This window comes from Bacillus sp. MUM 116 (assembly GCF_001866655.1).
Classification (GTDB): Bacteria; Bacillota; Bacilli; order Bacillales; family Cytobacillaceae; genus Neobacillus.
On the sequence record NZ_MLYR01000037.1, the window covers coordinates 33,012 to 53,136 of the forward strand.

Genomic DNA, 20,125 nt, shown 5'->3' on the forward strand with positions numbered 1-20,125 from the left:
TGTCAGTGGCAAATCAAGTATTAAAAATGAGTAGTAAAATAACTGAGTTTTTAAATGGAACTAAAAAACTATATATTAATGGTGAATTTGTAGAATCCTATTCTTCTAAAACATTTGAAACCTATAATCCTGCAACAGAGGAAGTTTTGGCAACAGTATATGAAGCTGGAAAAGAAGACATAAATCATGCAGTAAAGGCAGCAAAAGCTGCTTTTGAAGAGGGCACTTGGTCAAAAATGTCGGCCGCGGAACGGGCGAGATTAATCTATAAATTGGCGGACTTGGTAGAGGAACACCAGGAAGAATTGGCACAATTAGATACACTTGATAATGGAAAACCCATTCATGAAACACGGGCAGTCGATTTGCCTGGTACCATTGAACAGTTCCGTTATTTTGCCGGTTGGGCTACGAAAGTAATGGGACAAACCATCCCTGTTTCCGGTCACTACCTAAACTACACACGCCATGAACCAGTTGGCGTGGTTGGGCAGATTATTCCTTGGAATTATCCAATTAATATGGTTTCTTGGAAAGTGGCACCTGCCTTAGCTGCCGGCTGTACCATCGTCTTGAAGCCAGCTGAACAGACACCATTATCAGCCCTTTATTTTGCAGAGCTTGTTGAAAAAGCTGGTTTCCCGCCAGGTGTCATCAATATCGTCCCAGGCTTTGGCGCGATTGCTGGAAATGCCATTGTTGAACATCCGGATGTTAACAAAATTTCATTTACTGGTTCGACACCAATCGGTAAGCAAATTATGAAAAAAGCCGCTGATACGATGAAGCGATTAACCCTTGAGTTAGGCGGGAAGTCCCCTAATATTATCCTTCCAGACGCGGATCTTTCCAAAGCGATTCCGGGTGTGTTTGCTGGCATTATGTTTAATCAAGGGGAGGTCTGCAGTGCCGGTTCACGTGTTTATGTTCATCGGGATCAATTTGATGAAGTGGTTTCCGGCATGGTGGAACTGGCGAAAAAAGTTAAACTGGGGAATGGATTGGATGAAGAAACATCGATGGGGCCGCTTGTCTCGAAAAGACAGCAGGAGCGGGTTTTTGAATACATTAATACTGGTGTACAGGAGGGTGCAAAGATCGTTTCAGGTGGGGGCAAATCAGATATAGGATACTTTATCGAACCGACCATCTTTATAGGTGTAGAAGAGCACATGACGATTGCAAAAGAAGAAATTTTCGGACCAGTTGTCGTCGTTATGGCTTATGATACGGTTGATGAAGTAATCGAACGGGCAAATCATTCACCGTATGGACTCGGTGCAGGCATCTGGACGGAAAACGTCAAAGCTGCTCATAAAATTGCCAACCAGCTAAAATCAGGCAGTGTCTGGATCAACTGTTACGACGCTATCGACCCTGCATCTCCATTCGGCGGCTACAAACAATCCGGATTCGGCCGCGACCTAAGCGCATACGCTCTAGAAAGCTACACAGAAATCAAAAGCGTATGGGTAAACTTGGACTAATTGAACATCCGGCAAGATTCGGGTGGTGCATGGCATCACCCGAATCTTGTTGAATTTATCAATTAGATTTTTGGGGCAACGATCATCGTATGGCTTCCTAGTGCGTTGGTCTCGTTCATATGAATATCCAATGATGACTGAAAAAATAAATAGGGATAATAGAATTTTCTTAACTACTTTTTTCATTTCAAAATTACCCCGCTACTACTTTAAAATATTAAAATAATTCCTTAGTTCCCCCAATTATTCCATATTTATCTTCTAAACTCAAAACTTCAATTCTGCATATTTCTAGATTTTTAAAAAATCATCATATTTTTATTGGTTAAGGCATTACCTAAAAATGGGGGTGCTTACATTGAAAACCGACAAAAAGACCATCTGCAACTTGTAAATGCCCAAATCCGTATCAATAACTACTCGCGAACAAAAAAATTAGTTTTAGGTTCAATATTAGCCGCCCTTGCTGCCATTTTTCAATCGGCTGGAATTTTTGTCGGATTCGGATATGCTTTTAGTATTTTAGCCACCATGCCAATCGTGCTTTCCGCAATGATTTCAATCCGTCTCGGTTTAATGTCATATGTCTTAACGATATTACTGCTACTTATCATACAACCTAGTGAATTAATCGTTTTTCCGTTCACCACCGGTCTATTGGGAATATCCTTAGGCATGGCCTTCAAGTGGTGGGAAAATTGGATTGCCATTACCTTTTTTGGTGGAATTTCATTATCCGTTGGAATTCTGTTCTTACTATATATTGTAAAGTTTCCTGTATTGGGACCATCCGTATCTCATACCTTTCAATTCCCGATAGTTCTTGTGATTCTGCTGTTTACTTTATTTTATAGCATGATATGGATGGGGCTGAGTAGAAAGGTTTATAAGCTGTTATTTAGAACCACGATAAAACGCAGAAGTTTTTAAAAAAGGGAGTAATGTAAATGTCACGATTGCTAGAATTTCGAACAATCTTTCAAACTATAAAATTGGCCTGGGAGCAGAAAAAAAAGGCCGTAATGGTCTTGTTAATCGGGGTGAATGGATCTGCTTATCGGCTACCCGGTACAAAAATGATGATGACCGATGACGGAGAAATGAACGGTACGATTAGCGGAGGATGTTTAGAAAGCGATATATTCGCTTATGCAGAAAAAGCCTTTAAAGAAGATATTCCACTTATTCAAAAGTATGATTTAAATGAAAATGAAATATGGAGTTTGGGAATTGGCTGTAAAGGTTCATTAGAAATTTTCATTCTTCCGGTTTATGAGGATGATCTATTTTGGGAGACGACGGAGAAGTTCCTGAAAGAAGATGGAGAATTTGCTTTTATCCTGGAGGTTCCAACAGGTACAAAGGCAATCATTGCGAAAGATGGAGAAATTATAGAAGCCAATGGTTCGTTGCTGCCTCCTCATGTGTACCAATTGGCGTTAACTAGCATGAAATCCCAAACCCGCGCTGAAATCATGATTTCAGAAGGACGCCGTTTTGTCATTGATGTGATTCGTTCAAGTCAACGCTTATTCATCGCTGGTGCGGGAAAAGATGCAATTCCTGTAGCCGATTTGGCCGCAAAAGCTGGTTTTACCGTCACAGTATTAGATCCACGCAGTGAATTTAATAATGAACGGTATTTCCCTCATGCTGCACATCTTATCGAAGATCCAGAATCCCTTGATCCAGCAAATGTACGTAACGCCTGGTGGGTGATCATGAATCATTTACAATATCGTGATGAAGCTGCACTACAGCTAGCCTTAAAAAGTAATCCAAAATATGTCGGTGTTTTGGGTCCAATCTCACGGACGAAGGAAATGCTGGAAAATTTGGGTAAATATCCTTCTGTGTTTAATAAAATCCATTCTCCGGTTGGATTAGATATTGGCGCCGAAACAATGGAAGAAGTGGCCGTAAGTATTGTGTCAGAACTCATGATGGTTCGGTCGATGAAATCCGGAGCATCGTTGAAAGGAAAAGGAAAAATTCATGCCTAAAATTGGGGCAATTATACTTGCCTCTGGAATGTCCAGAAGGATGGGCCAGCCAAAGCTATTATTACCTTTAGGGGGAAAACCGCTTTTTCGATACCCGATTGAACTTGCCAAAAGACAGCAACTTTATCCAATTGTTTTCGTCGCAGGAGAGCATTTTGAAGTTTTTAAAATACATGCAGCTGATTTGGCAGAAGTCGAATTCATTAAGAATGAAAATTACAGAACTGGGATGTCTTCGTCTTTAAAATTAGGAATTGAAAAAATAGAGGGCAGAGTGAATGCGGCATTTATTTTTTTAGCCGATCAGCCCTTTGTTCAGGATTTGGTTGTTCAAACATCAATCCAAGAGTATGAAAAGGAAATGTCCAAAGGAGGAGTACGGATTGTCCGCCCTCAATATATGAGTGATTTAGGCCACCCCATCTTGCTTGATAAAAGTTTATTCTCTGAATTTCTTGGTTTGGAAGGGGATCAAGGTGGAAAAGAAATTATAAAAAAATATCAAGTTAATACTAGGATTTTAAATTTTACAGAATCCATTTGGGGGATGGATATTGATACAGCACAGGACTATCAAAACGCAAACAGTATGGTTAATAGAAATAACTGATTTATCATTCCACTTCAAAAAATCCTATCCTGGTTTGGTCTTTGCGTAAGTTTCTTATGGATTGCGTCCTCATCCAATAGCGCCTTATTATCGGTAGTTTGTATGGCGCTTGCGATAGATAGAAGTTGCCGAATTGAAAACAAATCAAGTAATACTATAATCGACACAAATCGGGTGGTGCCTGACACCACCCGATTTGTGTCGAAAAGCTTCTTGTAGATCCAAAAGTACTTCTGAAAATTCTGTTGACTTATCTTGCAAATGGTATGATATTATAAATATAAAACAATGTTTCATCTATAAAACAATATAGAAAAGGAAGTGAAAAAAATGGCTTTTATGCAAGTAAATGATTTAACCATTCATTATGAAATAGAGGGAAACGGAAAGCCTTTAATTATTTTACACGGGATGGGGAATAATTCACAATCATGGAAAAAACAGCTGAAGGGGTTATCCGAACAATTTACCGTCATTGCATGGGATGCGCCAGGATATGGGAAGAGTTCCGACCCAAAAGAAGAGCTGAGGGAATTTAAGGAATTTGCCAATGTTTTAAAAGGATTTATTGATAAACTTGGATTTGAATCCGTCATCCTTCTTGGTCATTCAATGGGATCGGCGATTGCAATTGACTTTTGTTCACGTTTTCCTGATTTAGTGGAGGCGCTGATTATTTCGGATGCAACAAGAGGTTCAGCGGCATTAAGTAAAGAAGAAAATGAAAGCAAACTAAAAAATCGAGTAAATAACATTGAAACATTAACACCAGAAGAGATTGCAAAACTCCGTGTAAAAAGCCTGCTCTCACCGGAGCCTAATACCGAAGTATTAAAGGAAGTGGAAAGAATCTATTCCCAAATAAGGCCAATGGGTTTCCGTTCGGTTGCATATTCCCTTTATCATTTAAATAATATGGACCTATTATCCACCATTCAGGTTCCTACTCTAGTAATTTGCGGGGAATTTGACAAAGTCACACCAGTAGAAGAATCACAGATTTTCCATGAAAATATACAAGGTTCAAAATTAGTCATTATTCCTGGGACAGGGCATTTGTGTTATCAAGAAGCACCAGATACTTTTAATGCTATTATCCTGGATTTTGCGAATGTTTTAAAAAATCAAAAGGATGTTCCGGTCAATCAATAAAATATTTCAAGGACATCTACCCATTTTTGCTGAAAATTTGATAAAATTGTAAAAACAAGCATGTTATTAACATTAAGATGGTGAAAGTTTATGGCAAAAGATGAAAAAGAACGTTATAACGCCAATTCCTTGGTTAGGGGATTGGAAATTTTAAAGCTTTTTAGTGAGGAGCGTCCAACTTTATCCTTAGTGGAAATTGCCAAAGAATTGGATGTAAGCCGTACGGTCCCTTTTCGACTATTGTACACCCTTCAATCACTTGGATATCTTCATCAAGATGAAAATACGAAGCGGTATAGTTTAACTCCTAAAGTATTAGAGTTAGGTTTTTCTTTTCTTAGTACATTAAAGCTGCCGGAAATTGCTCAGCCTTATATGGAAAGATTGAGGGATGAAACCGGAGCATCCTGCCATTTATCGATTTTGGATGGCAATGAGGTTGTTTATGTTGGCAGTGCGCCGGCACGAGGGGTTTCGGCCGTAACGGTTAATATCGGATTGAGACTGCCTGCTCATGCTGTTGCAAATGGAAAAGTTCAGCTTGCCTATCAGCCGCAGGAACGTTTAAATCAAATCTTATATGGTTCCAACCTAAAACCTTTCACGGAGCGAACGCAAACAGATTATATTGATTTTCAGCAGGAGCTTTCGGTGATTCGCGAGCAGGGGTATGCGATGACAAAAGGTGAACTGCATCAAGGGATCCAATCAGTAGCCGCTCCTATATTTGATCGCAGTGGGAAAGTAATGGCGGCAATTAATGTTGTGGCCAACGAGACCATTTTTCACAATGAATTTATTGAAAAAGTGGCAATTCCAAAGGTACTTGAAATCTCCAAAGTATTATCCGGATTTTTGGGATTCCATTCATAAGAAAAAAAGAAAGCTTGCGTGAATCGCAAGCTTTTTTTATTTAAAAATGTTTTATATAAGAAACGTATTTTTGTTTGATAACATAAATATAGTTTTTTTGTTGACATAATTTTCGTAAAATTTTAAAATAAAAACATAAGCAAAACTATGTTTTATATTTAAAACATAGCGATGCCTTTTTTAAAAAAAGGAGGAGTACTAGTTCATTTTTTTGCAAATTATTGTAAAGTTATAAAATCAATTTTGGAAGCGTGTACATTTGGCATCGGTAAAAACAAAAAGGGGTGTTTTTATGTTAAAAAGCAACAAAAGGTGGATCTATATTGCTGTACCGATTTTCTTTTTTTGGTTTTTCGGGCAAATTGATAAATTAGGTATTTCAATCATCCAGACGGATCAGGGATTCCTGAATGATTTGGGATTAACGGGTGCCGATAAAATGGCGAAAATCGGAATGATTACCTTTGTTTTTACAATTTCTTATGCCTTTTCAAATGTATTTTGGGGATTTATCATCGACAAACTGGGAGCAAGGAAAACCGGAATCTTTGGTCTAATCGTCTGGGCCATTACAATGGTAATTGGTGGATTATCGACTTCTTATGAGATGTTTATTGTGAGCCGGATCATATTGGGAATCGGTGAAGGGATGATGATCCCAATATGCGGAAAATTTATTTCCAACTGGTTTAATCAGCGTGAGTTTGGTAAAGCCCAATCTTCATGGCTTGCCGGAAACTATTTTGGTCCTGCATGTGGTGCTGTTATTATTACGACTGTCATTGCCACTTTTCATTGGCATGCTGCTTTTTTCTTTCTTGCCGGGTTTAACCTTTTAATCGTACTGCCAATGTTTATCTTCCTTACTCGGGATACTCCCGAAGAACATCCACGACTTGATAAAAGTGAATTAGCCTATATACGCCAGAATGATTCATCCGTAAACATGAAAAAACAAAACTTTGCTCAAGACTTCCGTTATTGGATTGTCTGGTTTGGAATGTTAGTGGCTTCCTTCTTATTCTTTGGAATTAGTGTTTGGCTTCCGACTTATTTAGTTGGAGCAAAAGGTTTTTCGAAAGAGGCTATGACCGGAATTACCTCCTTATCTTGGCTTTTTGCTTTAGGTTTCGTCGTTCTCTGTGGAATTTTGTCCGATAAGACAAAGCGTCCAAGCTTACTTGCTACCATTTTATTTATGTTAACCGCATTATTTTTAACTATTGCCATTTTGACTCCACAACCTGTAGTGGCCGGTGTATGTATGGGCTTAGCTATGGGTGCTCAAGGAGGAGTCTTCCATTTAAGTAATTTATTTATTGTCAAATTTTCAACTCCGGAAACAGCGGGACGCGCAGCTGGATTAATGGGTTTCACCAACATTCTCGGAGGCTTTTCAAGCTATATCATGGGTTGGATGGTCGATCTTTCGCATGGAGACTTTGGCCCATCGATTGTGATGTTAATTATTACTTCTGCACTCGGATTCATCGCATACCTCTTTACATTGAAAAAAGAAGCTGAGGAAATCAAAATTGAAAAAATGTCTAATAACCAAGTTACGGCATAAAATCTCCACATTTCATGTTGATTGTTACCTATATAAAACGTATTTTTATATTTAAAAATTTCTCAATATTTATAATTGACAATTATAATGTTGAGATTTAATATTAGATTATAAAGAAAACAATGTTTCAAATATAAAACATAAACTGAGGAGTGTTGAGAATGACTACTGAAAAATTTAATTTGGCTGAATTTGAAAAGAAATATGTTGCGAGATTAAATGACCGTACTTTAGATTGGAACGTTTTAAAATTTCAGGAAGAAATCGATCCAACTTATCGCAGGGCACAAATGAGATACATCGGCCGCGGTGCTACAGCTAACAACGATGCGAATGTTATCCAAGCTGAACACTTTACATTAAGCACAATGGTTTTACCAGCAGGATGCCAGGGACCGCTTCATTTACATGATGATGTCGAAGAAGTTTTCTTCGTCATTAAAGGAAGCATCACAGCACTTATTCAAGAAGAAGGCAGTGATGAAGTTCATGAAATCGTTTTAAATGAAAGGGATTGCATCAGCTCACCCCCTGGAGTATACCGCGGACTTCGAAATGACAGTGATGAAGAAGCATTAATGCTTGTTATGCTGGGAGCGGTTAAGCCAAATCTTCCAACGTATCCAAAAGGAAGTGCATTGGAAGAACTTCGTATCAATCGCGCAAAGGAAAGAGAAGCAATCATTAAAGGAAATTAATTTGAAAATTAGGCAGTTGTTTCTTTGCTAAAACAAACTCCCTGATTGTTGTAAAAGACTTGTTTGACAAGGATGGTCCTCTTATTTCTATACAGGATCATCCTTGTCAGCTTTATAAAAGAAATTTGGGGTTGAACTAATGGAGGTGGCATCATGTTAGGAATCACACACTTAAGGCATATTGGATTAATTACAACCGCTCTTAAGGAGCAGGCCGATTTCTATGAAAAAATCTGGGGGCTTGATAAGGTAGCCGAAGATGAAAACACAGTTTATTTTCGCGGGGCCGGTCCCGAAAATCATATTTTAAGTCTTCATGCAGGTGAGAAAAGAGGACTTCATCATATTGCCTTTGGAATGGTTGATAAAAATGCAGTAGACCGTGCGGCAGAAATTCTTGTATCGAAAGGTGTAAGAATTGTATCACAGCCAGGATATTTAGATGAAGAGGGAAAGGGATATGGTCTTCGTTTTCTTGACCCGGAAAATCGCTGCATTGAATTGTCTGCGTGGGTTGAAGTCCATACAACTATTTGGAACAAGAAAAATGTAGATCCGGTAAAACTTAATCACGTCGTTATGAATACAAAAGATCTGGATATGATTACAGCTTTTTATACAGATGTTTTAGGGTTTAAGGTTACAGACTGGAGCGAGCACCAAATGACCTTCCTGCGCTGCAACAGAAAACATCATTCTATTGCCTTTAATCAAGATAATCATGCTTCTGTTAACCATATTGCCTATGAAGTGGATACAGTCGATGAAGTAATGAGAGGAATTGCAAATGTAAGAAAAGTGGGTTACCAAGAGCTTTGGGGTCCTGGCCGTCATGGTCCTGGAGATAATATCTTTTGCTACTTCCAAGACCCAGGGAAGTTTGTCATGGAATATACCTGTTATTTGGAAACGATTGAAGACGAATCTGAATGGAGAGCGCGTGTATGGAAACGTGTTCCACATCTGATGGATCAATGGGGAATTGCCGGACCTCCAAAACCGGAAGCACGGAAAGCGATGGCTGGCATTCCTGATCCGGGATGGGCAGCTTCAGAAACGTTAGTTTAAAGGTATAAGGAAAAGGGGTGTCGAAATGGATTTAGGGCTAAAAGATAAAGTAGCGGTAATAATGGGCGGTACATCCGGGGTTGGTTTGAAAACCGCTGAGATGTTTTTACAAGAAGGGGCGAAAGTAGCCGTTTGCGGAAGAAATGAGGAAAGAAAAGAAAAAGCATATGACCACTTGCTAAAATTCGGGCCGGCGGAATCTATTTATGCCGCTACCTGTGACGTAACCAACAAGGCCGATGTAACGAATTTTATCGAAAGCACAGCTTCATTCTTTGGCGGCATCGATATCCTTGTCAATGCAGCAGGCCAAAGTGTCATGGGATATTTCTTTGATATCACCGAAGAACAATGGGAGCAGCAAATTCAATTAAAATATTTTGCCATTATTTATGCAGTTAAGGCAGTTCATCCACATTTAGTGAAGCGTGGAGGCGGGAGAATCATCAATATCAATGCTACCTTGGCGAAAGAACCAGAAAGACATATGGTTGCAACAGCAGCTACGAGAGCAGGTCTATTAAATTTAAGTAAAACTTTATCTCAGGAGCTTGCGGCAGATAATATCCTTGTCAACTCTGTGAGCCTTGGTCTGATTCGAACGGATCAATGGGAGAGAAGAAGAATGAAAAATGCCCCTGAAATGAAAGTAGAAGACTATTATGCAGACTTGGCGAAAAAGAGAAATATCCCGTTAGGAAGAGTAGGGGAAGCAGAAGAAGTGGCGAGCGTGATTATATTTCTGGCTTCCAGCAAGGCAAGCTATGTAGCGGGTTCAACAATTGAAACAGCTGGAGCGCTGGGGAAAGCGCTTTAATAATAGATAAAGGCGGAATAAATGATGAGTGAACAAAAGCAAATGGAATTTACTACTGCTGATGCAGTGGTAAAAGAACTTGTTCGTGCGGGCGTGGAAGTCGCATTTGGAATTGTCAGCATCCACAATATGCCCATCTATGATGCCATACTTCGCGAAGGCAGTATTCATTTAGTATGCTCACGTGGTGAGAGCGGCGCAGCAAATATGGCGGATGGATATGCCAGAGCCACAGGTAAATTAGGAGTTGTGATTACAAGTACCGGAACGGGAGCCGGAAACGCGGCGGGTTCCTTAATTGAAGCATGGGCAGCCGGAGTTCCTGTACTTCATTTAACCGGTGAGGTTGCATCTCCCTATCTTGGGACAGGAAGGGGCTACATCCACGAGTGTAAAGATCAGTTGTCAATGATGGAAGGTGCCTCTAAAAAAGCTATCCGTTTAAGAAGACCGGAGCAAGCAGCCGCGGTTGTCAGACAAGCCATCCAGGAAGCGTTTGCATACCCATCCGGACCAATAACACTCGAAATTCCGATTGATTTTCAATCAGCTATTATTCCGAATCATTCAATAGAAGAAATTAAATCAGTGACACCAGTTAATCAAGTGATTCCTTCTGTTCCTGATGAGGTAATAACGAAAATAAAGAATGCCCATCGGCCGGTAATTTGGGCAGGCGGCGGAGTGATTACCTCCGGTGCATCAAAGGAACTTCAAGAACTGGCTGAAAAAATAGGTGCAGCCGTGGTTACGAGCCAATCCGGGAAAGGAAGTATTCCGGAAGATCACCCACAATGTATTGGTCATTTCGCGGCATATGAGTTGACAAAAAATTTAATAAAAGACGCGGATTTATTAATTAGTGTCGGGGTGAGGTTTAGAGGAAATGAAACCTCAAACTGGAAAGTAACCGTTCCGGTTGAACATATTTCCATTGATGCTGACTTTCATTCTGTCAATCGAAACTATGAAGCTACTTATAGTTTAGTAGGGGATGCCAAACAAATCCTTCAGGCTTTAAATCAGGGAGTATCGAAAACTTCTGTTTATCCCGATCCAGCATATCTGGATGAAGTACAGTCTGTACGGGAAGAATTGCGTTCCCAGTTAAGAGCAACCCTTGGACCATATGAACAAATCCTTGACGGAATGCGCAAAGTATTGCCTCGTAATACGATTTTAGTCAGGGATGTTACCGTACAAGCCAACGTTTGGGGCAGCCGCTTATTTGAAATATATGAACCAAGAACATCCATCCACGCCTCGGGAGGAGGAATTGGTCAAGGATTGCCAACAGCGATTGGTGCGCAAATGGCCGATAAAAATCGCCAGGTCGTTCTTATGGCAGGAGATGGCGGTTTCATGGTCAATGTTGGAGAAATGGCCACTGCCGCAGAGGAAAAACTGCCCATGATCATTGTTCTATTTGATGATGCTGGATATGGCGTGCTGAGAAATATCCAAAGTGCTGCTTACGGTCGTCAAGTTGCGGTGGATTTAATGAGTCCTGACTTCGTGTTATTAGCTCAATCCATGGGATTTGATGCAGCTCGAATCGGTTCTCCAGCAGAATTTGAAACAGAACTGGAGAAAGCAGTAAACAGCAAAAATCCAGCCATGATTGTTGTAGATATGGATGCAGTCGGACCAATGGCAAAACCATTTGGAGGACCTCCAGGAGCAGCAGAAGCATTCAAACCAAAAAAGTTGTAAGGAGGAATGAAAATGGTCTCAACATACCCAGAAGTATCAGGAAAATATCTTATTGGGGGCAAATGGATTCAAGCTGAAAAAACTGCCGATGTCATTAATCCTGCTAATCTAACTGAAGTAGTTGGAGAAGTGGCGATTTGTTCAAAAAATGAAGTAGATTTTGCAGTAGAAACCGCTGCTAAGGCATATGAAAGCTGGTCTCAAAGTGAGATTGAAGATCGGGCACACCGCATGAAAATGGCGGCAGAAGAGATAAAAGCTATCGTAGAAGAGAATGTTTCACTGCTTGTCCGGGAAAATGGAAAAGCATTAGTGGAAGCGAAAAAAGATTTGGTCCGTTGTTCAGATATTATGATTCAAGGTGCTGAAGAATTATTGGAATGGTGGAAACCGGAAAGTCTTCCGGGAAATCAGATGGTACAGGTCCGCAAGCGTCCACGTGGAGTTGCTGCCATCATTTCTCCTTGGAATTCACCGATGATTCTTACATTTAAACGTGTCATACCAGCTGTGTTAACAGGAAACACAGTAGTTGTGAAGCCGGCGACCAGCTGCCCACTGACGATTATGACATTTTTAAAAGTAGTTGCTTCTTATTTTCCGGATGGTGTCATCAATGTCGTTACGGGCTCAGGTGCTGTGATTGGTGATGCACTTTGCACGGACCCTAGGGTTCGTACGATCGCTTTTGTTGGCAGCACAGAGACGGGGAAAGAAATTATCCGTGCGGCTTCCGGTACGGTTAAGAAACTTTATATGGAACTAGGTGGCAATGACGCAGCGATTATTCTTTCTGATGCGAATTTGGATGAAGCAGCCGTCAAGCGCCTTCGTTTCGGAGTCTTACGCGCGGCAGGGCAAGTTTGCTCAGCGATCAAAAGAATCTATGTTCATGAATCCAGGTACGATGAGGTTGTTGGGAAATTAAAGAAAGAATTTAGTCATATTCGAGTAGGAAATGGCATTCAGCCAGATGTGGAAATGGGCCCATTAAACAATAAATCGCAATATGAATATGTAAAAGGTTTAATTAAACGTGCAGAAGAATCTGGTGCAAATGTTTATACCGGCGGAATTCAATTAGATCCTGAAAGCTGGGAACAAGGCTATTATATTTTACCTACTATTATTACTGGAGTTGACCAGCAAAGTGAAATTGTCCGTGCAGAACAATTTGGCCCAGTGATTCCAATCCTGCCATTCTCAGAAGTGGATGAAGCCGTTCAGCTTGCGAACGATAGTGAGTTTGGTTTAAGAGCATCTGTTTGGACAGAAGACACGGCTCTGGCAGCGAAATTGGCAGACCGACTAGAAGCTGGAGCTGTTTTCCATAATAACCATAGCATCTTCCAAGATCTTCATTTAGATTTCCCTGGTCTGAAAGAAAGCGGCTTATCCCGTGAAGTTAGACATTGCGGTTTGGAATATTTCGCAGACTCTTACGGATTCGCAAATTAATAGGGGGAATATCAGATGAAAATCGGATTAATTGGAGGAGGAAATATTGGGAAGTTCCTCCTCCAGAGCATCAATATCGATGGCCTGCTGCCAAACTCAAAAATCGTTGGCCTTTACACTCGAAATGAATTATCAGCTAAGCAGCTGGCGGAACAATTTGTTACGGAGCGCTTTTCTACAATTCAATCAATTATTCAATCAAATATGGATGTGATCATCGAGGCGGCTACCGTCCAGGTGGCAAAAGACATTGCTGTACCTGTCCTTGAAAGTGGGAAAGACTTAGTCTTAAGCAGTGTTGGAGCACTTGCTGATTTGGATTTTTATCAAAAGCTTGAAAAAATATGTCTTGAAAAAGGGACAAAAATTTATTTACCCTCTGGTGCCATTGGCGGCCTGGATGTCCTAAAGGCAGCAAAATCCATTGGGGAACTTCAAACGGTTTCCATCATAACGAGGAAGCCGCCCAAAGCATTGCCTGGAGCTCCGGAAGACAGAGAACAAGTGCTGTTCGAGGGTACCGCTGCAGAGGCAATTGAATTATTTCCGAAAAATATCAATGTTTCGATTATCTTATCTTTAGCCGGTCTGGGACCAAAGCATACGAGCGTCAAAATTATATCTGATCCGAAGGTAGAAAAAAATAACCATACTATAGAAGCAACTGGTTCTTTCGGGAAGCTATCAATACAAGTGGAAAACAACCCGATGCCGAATAATCCAAAAACCAGCTACTTGGCAGCACTAAGTGTCCTATCATCATTGAAAAATATAGATGCATCCATTCTAGTTGGATAATGCTAAACTATTAATAATGGATGTTCTTTTAATATAATAAATCTTTAACCGGTAGACCCGATTTATGTACGAAAATCTACTACTTAGGGGGAATAAGCAGATGTTAAAAACAAACGTGAACTTAGAAGAAATGTCGCAAAAAGAAGCAATCGAATATTTGAAAGAATCTGTGCAACCTGAAATTGGCGCAATTCCTGCTTATCTTTTAGGAGATCCCACTGTTTATGATATTGAACATAAAAAAGTATTTTTAAAAACTTGGCTGTTTGTTGGCCATGAATCAGAAATTCCGAAAAAAAATGATTTCATTACTCGGGATGTTGCCGGTTATTCTGTGATTATTTTAAGAGGCGCTGATGGGGAAATTCGCGGTCTTTATAATATGTGTACACACCGCGGCATGAAACTTTGCCGTGCCGATGCCGGAAATAAAACGATGTTTACCTGTCCGTATCATGGATTTAATTTTAAAAATAACGGTGATTGCGTCGGCGTGCCGCTGCAAAAAGATATATATGGCGAGGATTTCGATAAATCTGGAATGGGTCTTTATAAAATCCGGATTGAATCCTATAAAGGTCTTCTATTTGGAACTTGGAATGATGAAGCAGAATCGCTGGAAGATTTCCTAGGTGATTTTAAATGGTATATCGATATATTGGCGGGACGCGCAGAAATGGAAGTTTTAGGTCCGCCGCAAAGATTTATTATCCACTCAAACTGGAAAATTGGTGCGGATAACTTCGTTGGGGACTCCTATCATACAATGGTAACGCATGGCTCGATTGCCAAATTAGGGATGGTTCCAAGCGCTACTTATTCTAAAAAGGGATATCAAATTTACACTGATCATGGACATGGTTTAAATCTTGGTACTCCAAATCCGGATTTTGCTTTCCCTGAGGAATTAAGAGAAGAATATAGATCCAATTTGACTGAAGAGCAACATGAAGTATTATGTAATCTGAAAAATATGATTGGTAACATTTTTCCTAACCTTTCTTTCTTAATTTCTCATACGAAAATAAAAGGGCAGTTAATTTCGAATACCTCCGTACGCCTTTGGAGACCAGTTGGTGTCGATAAAATGGAGGTCATTACCTGGTTCTTGGTGGAGAAAAATGCATCAGAGGACTGGAAAAGAAGATCTCGTGAATCCTTTGTTTTAACCTTCAGCCCTTCAGGAATTTTTGAACAGGATGATACAGAGGTATTTACGGATATCACTGCAGCGGCATCAGGAACCATGCCGTTAGTAAAACAGCTAACTTTTAACTATACTATGGGTTTGCACAGAAAGCCTGTTGAGAATTTTGCTGGTCCGGGAGTAGTCTACGACGATAAATTTACAGAGGCGAGCCAAAGGAATTTCTATCGTTATTGGTTGGATTTGATGACTAAGTAATCTCAATGGTTGGATTGAATGTTTGGCAGTGGATTTAATGAAGGAGCTTTCACTGATTGGGGGAATCAAGAATGAGTATCGAAAAAATGCTGGCGACCTATGAATTTGAACAATGGTTATACCGTGAAGCAAAATTTCTTGATGATATTGATTTTGATGGATGGTTTAATTTACTTCACCCAAATATTGCTTATCAAATGCCGGTAAGAGTCAACAAAGAAGGGGTAGAACGTCCTGATTATTCGTTAAATATGTTTGCTTTTGATGATGACTACGAATTATTAAAAATTCGTGTAGACCGTTTAAAGACCGATTATGCTTGGGCTGAAATCCCGCCTTCTCGTACAAGGAGATCTGTTAATAATGTACAGTTGCTTGAATACACTCCGAATGAAAAAGCGGTGGTAAACAGCTATTTAACTATCTACCGCAGCCGAAGTACAGATATCCATCATGATCTGATTTCGGGGGAGCGCCACGATGAATTCACGTTTGCCGATGGAGAGTGGAAGCTTTCCAAGCGGGAATTCATTGTGGATCAAACCACTTTAAATACAAGAAATCTTGCAATCTTTGTATAAGAGCTATTTGTATGAAAGTATAAACCAGGGAGGAATGGTTCATGGAAATGGTCTTAAAAGATAAAGTAGTTTTGATTACAGGTGGCGCTTCAGGCATAGGTGAAGCTGTCACAAGACGTTTTATACAAGAAGGAGCAAAAGTGGGCATAATCGGCCGCTCTAAAGAAAAGTTAGCAAAAATGAAAGAAGAATTTGGTGAAAATATCGTTACTTATCAGGGTGACGTAAGTAAATACGAAGACAATGAGCAAGCGGTCCAAGCAACTGTTGAACAATATGGAAAGTTAGATGTTTTTATCGCAAATGCTGGCGTATTCGATGGATTTGCTAAATTTGCCGATGTGACTCCTGAAGCACTTTCCGACGCATATGATTATCTTCTCGACATTAACTTAAAAGGCTCTTTTTTCGGAGCAAAAGCTGCTCTAGAAGAACTTCAAAAAACAAATGGAAATATTATTTTTTCGGTGTCAGGTGCAAGTTTCTATCCTGATGGTGGAGGCGTTTGGTACACAGCAAGTAAGCATGCTCAAGTTGGACTGATGCGCCAGCTTGCGTTCGAACTCGCTCCCAATATTCGGGTAAATGCGGTAGCTCCAGGAGGGACTTTGACAGAACTCTCGGTTATTCCACCACTTCATCCATTTGTTAAAATCGTGGATAATGAGACGAAAGCAAGCAGCATTAAAAAGCGAAACCCACTCCAACTCGCTCAGATGCCAGAGGATCATGTTGGGGCCTATGTATTGCTTGCTTCCGATCAGGCTCGAGCCATAACTGGTGAAGTGATTTCAAGTGACGGGGGATTGGCTGTCCGCGGTCTTGGTTGATTTGTAAATGGGGGAGGGGTTTTAATGAACGAGTCTTTGACTGCAAAACAGCCATTGGCTGGAAATAATGTTATCAATCAACTTGCCTTTGTTGTGAACGATATTGAACAGGCATCAGAGGCATTTTCAAAACTTTTGGGGATACCAATGCCTAAATGGTTTTTAACAGGAGATCGCACTGTTTCAAAGGTAGTTTTTCGAGGGGAACCTACTGATTCCCGAAGTAAACTTGTTTTTATGAACACCCCGACTGTACAATTTGAATTAATTGAGCCGAATAATGAACCAGGAACAATAAGGGAGTTCCGGGATACGGTTGGAGAGGGAATTCATCATATTGCCTTTGATGTTGATTCGATAAAAAATACCCTCCCTGTTTTTGAGGAGAACGGTTATCCGCTCCTCCAAAGCGGGGAATTTACCTCTAGCGATGGCCGATACGTTTATGTGGACACACTAAAGGAACATAAGACTTTAGTTGAATTGCTTGAAAGTGCTGAACCAAGGGATACTGCTCCAAGTACTGAGATATTCACTCCACTCCTTGGCACGAATAAAGTAGAACAGCTGGCGATCGTTGTGAAAGATTTAGATGCGGCGGCTGAAGCATATTGTAAGTTGTTAGGTGTGGAAAAACCGCCAGTAATCCAATCAGGTCCAAGTGAGGTTACTCAGGTTGTTTTTGAAGGGAAACTAACTGAGGGAAAATCCCAGTATATGTTTATAAATACCCCGCTAATACAACTAGAGTTAATTGAACCCGGGGAATCCCCAAGCACATGGAAAAAACACCTTGATACATATGGGGAAGGTATCCATCATATTTCATTTGTTGTAGAGGATATGAATGGAAAAATAAAAATGCTTGAGGATATGGGCTATCCGGTCATCCAAAGGGGAAACTTCTGGAATGGTAAAGGGCGGTATGCTTACCTGGATACTACTTCAACATTTAAAGTAATTATAGAATTGCTAGAAAAATATTCATAAAAAACCAGCTTTTGAGCTGGTTTTTTATTGTTTTAAAAGGTGAACTAAGGTTCACTTTTTATGCGTATTATAATATCATTTATAGGTGAAGACTTAAAGAGTTTAAAAAAAGGACCTGCCACCTACGGCAGATCCTCCTATCATATCAATGGCCAACTTCAGCGTTATCGACATGTTTTATATGTTTTTGATTAAGTGCAATAAAGATAACGGATATCAAAACAAACGCTGCTCCAACATAAAATGGTACGCTCGAGTTATACCATTCAGCCAATTTTCCGGCAAAATATGGAGCAATCGCACCACCGATGAAACGTAAAAAGCTGTACGCAGCAGACGCAGTAGAGCGTTCAACAGGAGCAGAGTTCATTACTGCAGTTGTAATTAGCGTGTTGTTATTTCCTAATAATGCTCCGGCAACAATAACGGCTGCAATTATGACCCATTGTGTAGATGTCCAGATTCCCATGACAGCTAACACAACTGCAAACAAGGTTAACATGAAACACATGGATTTTACGGTTCCAAACCGTTTTTGAAGAATTGGTGCCATAAAAACAGAGGTAACAGCAAGTAAAATGCCCCATCCAAGGAAAACAAAGCCGATACCATGTTCATCCAGCCCCATAACAAACGGAGCGAAAGCTAGCAATGTAAAGAAACCAAAGTTGTATAATGCAGCTGCTATACCAAAAACTAATAAGGAACGGTGTTTTAAGGCTTTGAATGGATCTTTCAGAGATGTTTTAGTTTGCGATATATTTCTCGGTTTTGCATTTGGCATTAAGGTAATAAGACCAATAAATGCAATGACCATTAAGGAAGCCACACCTAAAAAAGGACCTCTCCAAGACATAGCTCCAAGCCAGCCGCCGAGTAGTGGACCAACTGAAATCCCCAGACCAATCGCTGCTTCGTACAAAATAATGGCTTTTGCTGTACCACTATTAGATAGTGAGACAATTGCAGCTAAGGCAGTGGCAACAAATAGTGCATTTCCCAGTCCCCAGCCGCCGCGAAGGCCGACAAGTGCCCAAATATTATTTGATAACCCGCCTAGTAGTGAGAATACTGCAATGATAATAATCCCGGTGAGCAATGTCCATTTAATTCCAAGCCTTGAAGAAACCAAACCGGTAATCAACATGGCAACGGCCATAACAGCATTATAACTTGTAAATAAAAGAGACGTTTGACTTGGCGTAGCATGGAGTTTTTCACTGATGGTTACAAGAATTGGGTCAACAAGACCTAAACCCATGAAGGCTATAATACAAGCAAAAAAGACAGCCCAAACTGCCCGCGGTTGACCTTTTTTAACTGATGCTTTCGAAGTCGAATCTGCCTGTGAAGAAGTGACAGATTGTGGTGTTGAAGACATATACATTTCCCCTTTGTTTTTATCTGTTTTTTTAAAATTAAAGAAGTCCTTTAAATGAATTTCGGATGACATCCCCGCGGCTAATGATTCCAACCAAAACGCCGTTTCGTACAACCGGAACTTTTTTAATTTGTTTTTTTCCTAAAATTGCCGCAATGTTTTCCATTTCCTCATCCCATGAAACTTGATAAACTTTGGTTTTAGCAATTTCCATTACATTTAACGCCAAAATTTTTTGTTCTCTTTCCTCGAAATCCTCATTATCTCCTTTTATAACAAAGGCATAGTAGAAAGAGTCGACGATTCGGTCTTCATGTTTACCTATATAACGAAGAATATCGCCATCACTCACATAGCCAACTATTTCGTTCCGGTCGTTAACAACCGGTAAACCGCTGATACCATGCTCGATAAATTTTTCAATAACAGAACGTACCGTATCTGAATCCTTCACTTTGTGGACTTGGCTAATCATAATTTCATGTGCAAGCATGTCATTCCCCCCCTTTTGTAAAAAGCTTCACATATAAAAAAGTTGTATTATAAAAGTATATATTTGTATTATACAACCATTTATATCGTTGTCAATAGTATATTCCAAGTTCTGGATATTTTTTACAGTTTGTTATACCGCTAAATAGATTATTTATTTTAAAAAAATATTCCGTATGGTAACATGTGATAGAGAGCA

General features: G+C 40.0%; 19 protein-coding genes. 17 read left to right on the top strand and 2 right to left on the bottom strand.

Features of this window, described 5'->3' with window-relative positions:
• Positions 1 to 5 precede the first annotated feature (5 nt).
• From BIV60_RS10660 to BIV60_RS10740, 17 genes are all read left to right on the top strand, one after another.
• A complete protein-coding gene (locus tag BIV60_RS10660; RefSeq protein ID WP_071355718.1) occupies positions 6 to 1,487 on the top strand; it encodes an aldehyde dehydrogenase family protein in 1,482 nt (493 codons plus the stop codon).
• A 321-nt stretch (positions 1,488 to 1,808) separates the two neighbouring features.
• A complete protein-coding gene (locus BIV60_RS10665) occupies positions 1,809 to 2,417 on the top strand; it encodes a hypothetical protein (protein ID WP_256218379.1) in 609 nt (202 codons plus the stop codon).
• Between the two features lie 17 nt (positions 2,418 to 2,434).
• Positions 2,435 to 3,490 carry an XdhC family protein gene (locus BIV60_RS10670; protein WP_071355719.1) on the top strand — a complete coding sequence of 352 codons (1,056 nt, stop codon included), beginning with the start codon at positions 2,435 to 2,437 and terminating at the stop codon, positions 3,488 to 3,490.
• Complete coding sequence (locus tag BIV60_RS10675; protein WP_071355720.1) at positions 3,483 to 4,100, top strand: nucleotidyltransferase family protein; 618 nt, start codon at positions 3,483 to 3,485, stop codon at positions 4,098 to 4,100. Before BIV60_RS10670 ends, BIV60_RS10675 begins: the two co-directional genes overlap by 8 nt.
• Before the next feature lie 330 nt (positions 4,101 to 4,430).
• Positions 4,431 to 5,252 carry an alpha/beta fold hydrolase gene (locus BIV60_RS10680; RefSeq protein ID WP_071355721.1) on the top strand — a complete coding sequence of 274 codons (822 nt, stop codon included), beginning with the start codon at positions 4,431 to 4,433 and terminating at the stop codon, positions 5,250 to 5,252.
• Between the two features lie 90 nt (positions 5,253 to 5,342).
• The gene (locus tag BIV60_RS10685; RefSeq protein WP_071355722.1) at positions 5,343 to 6,125 is read left to right on the top strand and encodes an IclR family transcriptional regulator; all 783 of its coding nucleotides are present in this window, start codon (positions 5,343 to 5,345) and stop codon (positions 6,123 to 6,125) included.
• A 292-nt stretch (positions 6,126 to 6,417) separates the two neighbouring features.
• A complete protein-coding gene (locus BIV60_RS10690) occupies positions 6,418 to 7,695 on the top strand; it encodes an MFS transporter (RefSeq protein WP_071355723.1) in 1,278 nt (425 codons plus the stop codon).
• Between the two features lie 161 nt (positions 7,696 to 7,856).
• On the top strand, positions 7,857 to 8,393 hold the full coding sequence (locus BIV60_RS10695) for a cupin domain-containing protein (RefSeq protein ID WP_071355724.1): 537 nt from the start codon (positions 7,857 to 7,859) through the stop codon (positions 8,391 to 8,393).
• Positions 8,394 to 8,546: 153 nt separating this feature from the next.
• Positions 8,547 to 9,461 carry a VOC family protein gene (locus tag BIV60_RS10700; RefSeq protein ID WP_071355725.1) on the top strand — a complete coding sequence of 305 codons (915 nt, stop codon included), beginning with the start codon at positions 8,547 to 8,549 and terminating at the stop codon, positions 9,459 to 9,461.
• Positions 9,462 to 9,486: 25 nt separating this feature from the next.
• A complete protein-coding gene (locus BIV60_RS10705) occupies positions 9,487 to 10,278 on the top strand; it encodes an SDR family oxidoreductase (RefSeq protein ID WP_071355726.1) in 792 nt (263 codons plus the stop codon).
• A gap of 24 nt (positions 10,279 to 10,302) precedes the next feature.
• On the top strand, positions 10,303 to 11,991 hold the full coding sequence (locus tag BIV60_RS10710; RefSeq protein ID WP_071355727.1) for a thiamine pyrophosphate-binding protein: 1,689 nt from the start codon (positions 10,303 to 10,305) through the stop codon (positions 11,989 to 11,991).
• 12 nt (positions 11,992 to 12,003) lie between these two features.
• Complete coding sequence (locus BIV60_RS10715) at positions 12,004 to 13,449, top strand: aldehyde dehydrogenase family protein (RefSeq protein WP_071355728.1); 1,446 nt, start codon at positions 12,004 to 12,006, stop codon at positions 13,447 to 13,449.
• Positions 13,450 to 13,464: 15 nt separating this feature from the next.
• Positions 13,465 to 14,247, top strand: a complete 783-nt coding sequence (gene nadX, locus BIV60_RS10720; protein ID WP_071355729.1) for an aspartate dehydrogenase — start codon at positions 13,465 to 13,467, stop codon at positions 14,245 to 14,247.
• Between the two features lie 100 nt (positions 14,248 to 14,347).
• Entirely contained in the window at positions 14,348 to 15,652 is a 1,305-nt protein-coding gene (locus BIV60_RS10725) for an aromatic ring-hydroxylating dioxygenase subunit alpha (RefSeq protein WP_071355730.1), read from the top strand.
• 71 nt (positions 15,653 to 15,723) lie between these two features.
• Positions 15,724 to 16,233 (top strand): aromatic-ring-hydroxylating dioxygenase subunit beta, encoded by a 510-nt coding sequence (locus BIV60_RS10730; protein ID WP_071355731.1) that lies wholly within the window; start codon positions 15,724 to 15,726, stop codon positions 16,231 to 16,233.
• A 41-nt stretch (positions 16,234 to 16,274) separates the two neighbouring features.
• The gene (locus tag BIV60_RS10735) at positions 16,275 to 17,063 is read left to right on the top strand and encodes an SDR family NAD(P)-dependent oxidoreductase (protein ID WP_083402207.1); all 789 of its coding nucleotides are present in this window, start codon (positions 16,275 to 16,277) and stop codon (positions 17,061 to 17,063) included.
• Between the two features lie 24 nt (positions 17,064 to 17,087).
• Positions 17,088 to 18,053 (top strand): VOC family protein, encoded by a 966-nt coding sequence (locus BIV60_RS10740; protein ID WP_071355732.1) that lies wholly within the window; start codon positions 17,088 to 17,090, stop codon positions 18,051 to 18,053.
• Between the two features lie 145 nt (positions 18,054 to 18,198).
• On the opposite strand, the gene BIV60_RS10745 is transcribed toward BIV60_RS10740, so the two are convergent.
• On the bottom strand, positions 18,199 to 19,434 hold the full coding sequence (locus BIV60_RS10745) for an MFS transporter (RefSeq protein ID WP_071355733.1): 1,236 nt from the start codon (positions 19,432 to 19,434) through the stop codon (positions 18,199 to 18,201).
• Positions 19,435 to 19,471: 37 nt separating this feature from the next.
• A complete protein-coding gene (locus tag BIV60_RS10750; protein ID WP_071355734.1) occupies positions 19,472 to 19,927 on the bottom strand; it encodes a CBS domain-containing protein in 456 nt (151 codons plus the stop codon).
• Between the last annotated feature and the right edge of the window lie 198 nt (positions 19,928 to 20,125).

Excerpts from the sequence above, each read along its gene's own strand:
- BIV60_RS10670 (WP_071355719.1), top strand. The coding sequence starts at position 2,435 with ATGTCACGATTGCTAGAATTTCGAACAATCTTTCAAACTATAAAATTG.
- BIV60_RS10675 (WP_071355720.1), top strand. The coding sequence starts at position 3,483 with ATGCCTAAAATTGGGGCAATTATACTTGCCTCTGGAATGTCCAGAAGG.
- BIV60_RS10680 (WP_071355721.1), top strand. The coding sequence starts at position 4,431 with ATGGCTTTTATGCAAGTAAATGATTTAACCATTCATTATGAAATAGAG.
- BIV60_RS10685 (WP_071355722.1), top strand. The coding sequence starts at position 5,343 with ATGGCAAAAGATGAAAAAGAACGTTATAACGCCAATTCCTTGGTTAGG.
- BIV60_RS10690 (WP_071355723.1), top strand. The coding sequence starts at position 6,418 with ATGTTAAAAAGCAACAAAAGGTGGATCTATATTGCTGTACCGATTTTC.
- BIV60_RS10695 (WP_071355724.1), top strand. The coding sequence starts at position 7,857 with ATGACTACTGAAAAATTTAATTTGGCTGAATTTGAAAAGAAATATGTT.
- BIV60_RS10700 (WP_071355725.1), top strand. The coding sequence starts at position 8,547 with ATGTTAGGAATCACACACTTAAGGCATATTGGATTAATTACAACCGCT.
- BIV60_RS10705 (WP_071355726.1), top strand. The coding sequence starts at position 9,487 with ATGGATTTAGGGCTAAAAGATAAAGTAGCGGTAATAATGGGCGGTACA.
- BIV60_RS10710 (WP_071355727.1), top strand. The coding sequence starts at position 10,303 with ATGAGTGAACAAAAGCAAATGGAATTTACTACTGCTGATGCAGTGGTA.
- BIV60_RS10715 (WP_071355728.1), top strand. The coding sequence starts at position 12,004 with ATGGTCTCAACATACCCAGAAGTATCAGGAAAATATCTTATTGGGGGC.
- nadX (WP_071355729.1), top strand. The coding sequence starts at position 13,465 with ATGAAAATCGGATTAATTGGAGGAGGAAATATTGGGAAGTTCCTCCTC.
- BIV60_RS10725 (WP_071355730.1), top strand. The coding sequence starts at position 14,348 with ATGTTAAAAACAAACGTGAACTTAGAAGAAATGTCGCAAAAAGAAGCA.
- BIV60_RS10730 (WP_071355731.1), top strand. The coding sequence starts at position 15,724 with ATGAGTATCGAAAAAATGCTGGCGACCTATGAATTTGAACAATGGTTA.
- BIV60_RS10735 (WP_083402207.1), top strand. The coding sequence starts at position 16,275 with ATGGAAATGGTCTTAAAAGATAAAGTAGTTTTGATTACAGGTGGCGCT.
- BIV60_RS10740 (WP_071355732.1), top strand. The coding sequence starts at position 17,088 with ATGAACGAGTCTTTGACTGCAAAACAGCCATTGGCTGGAAATAATGTT.
- BIV60_RS10745 (WP_071355733.1), bottom strand. The coding sequence starts at position 19,434 with ATGTCTTCAACACCACAATCTGTCACTTCTTCACAGGCAGATTCGACT.
- BIV60_RS10750 (WP_071355734.1), bottom strand. The coding sequence starts at position 19,927 with ATGCTTGCACATGAAATTATGATTAGCCAAGTCCACAAAGTGAAGGAT.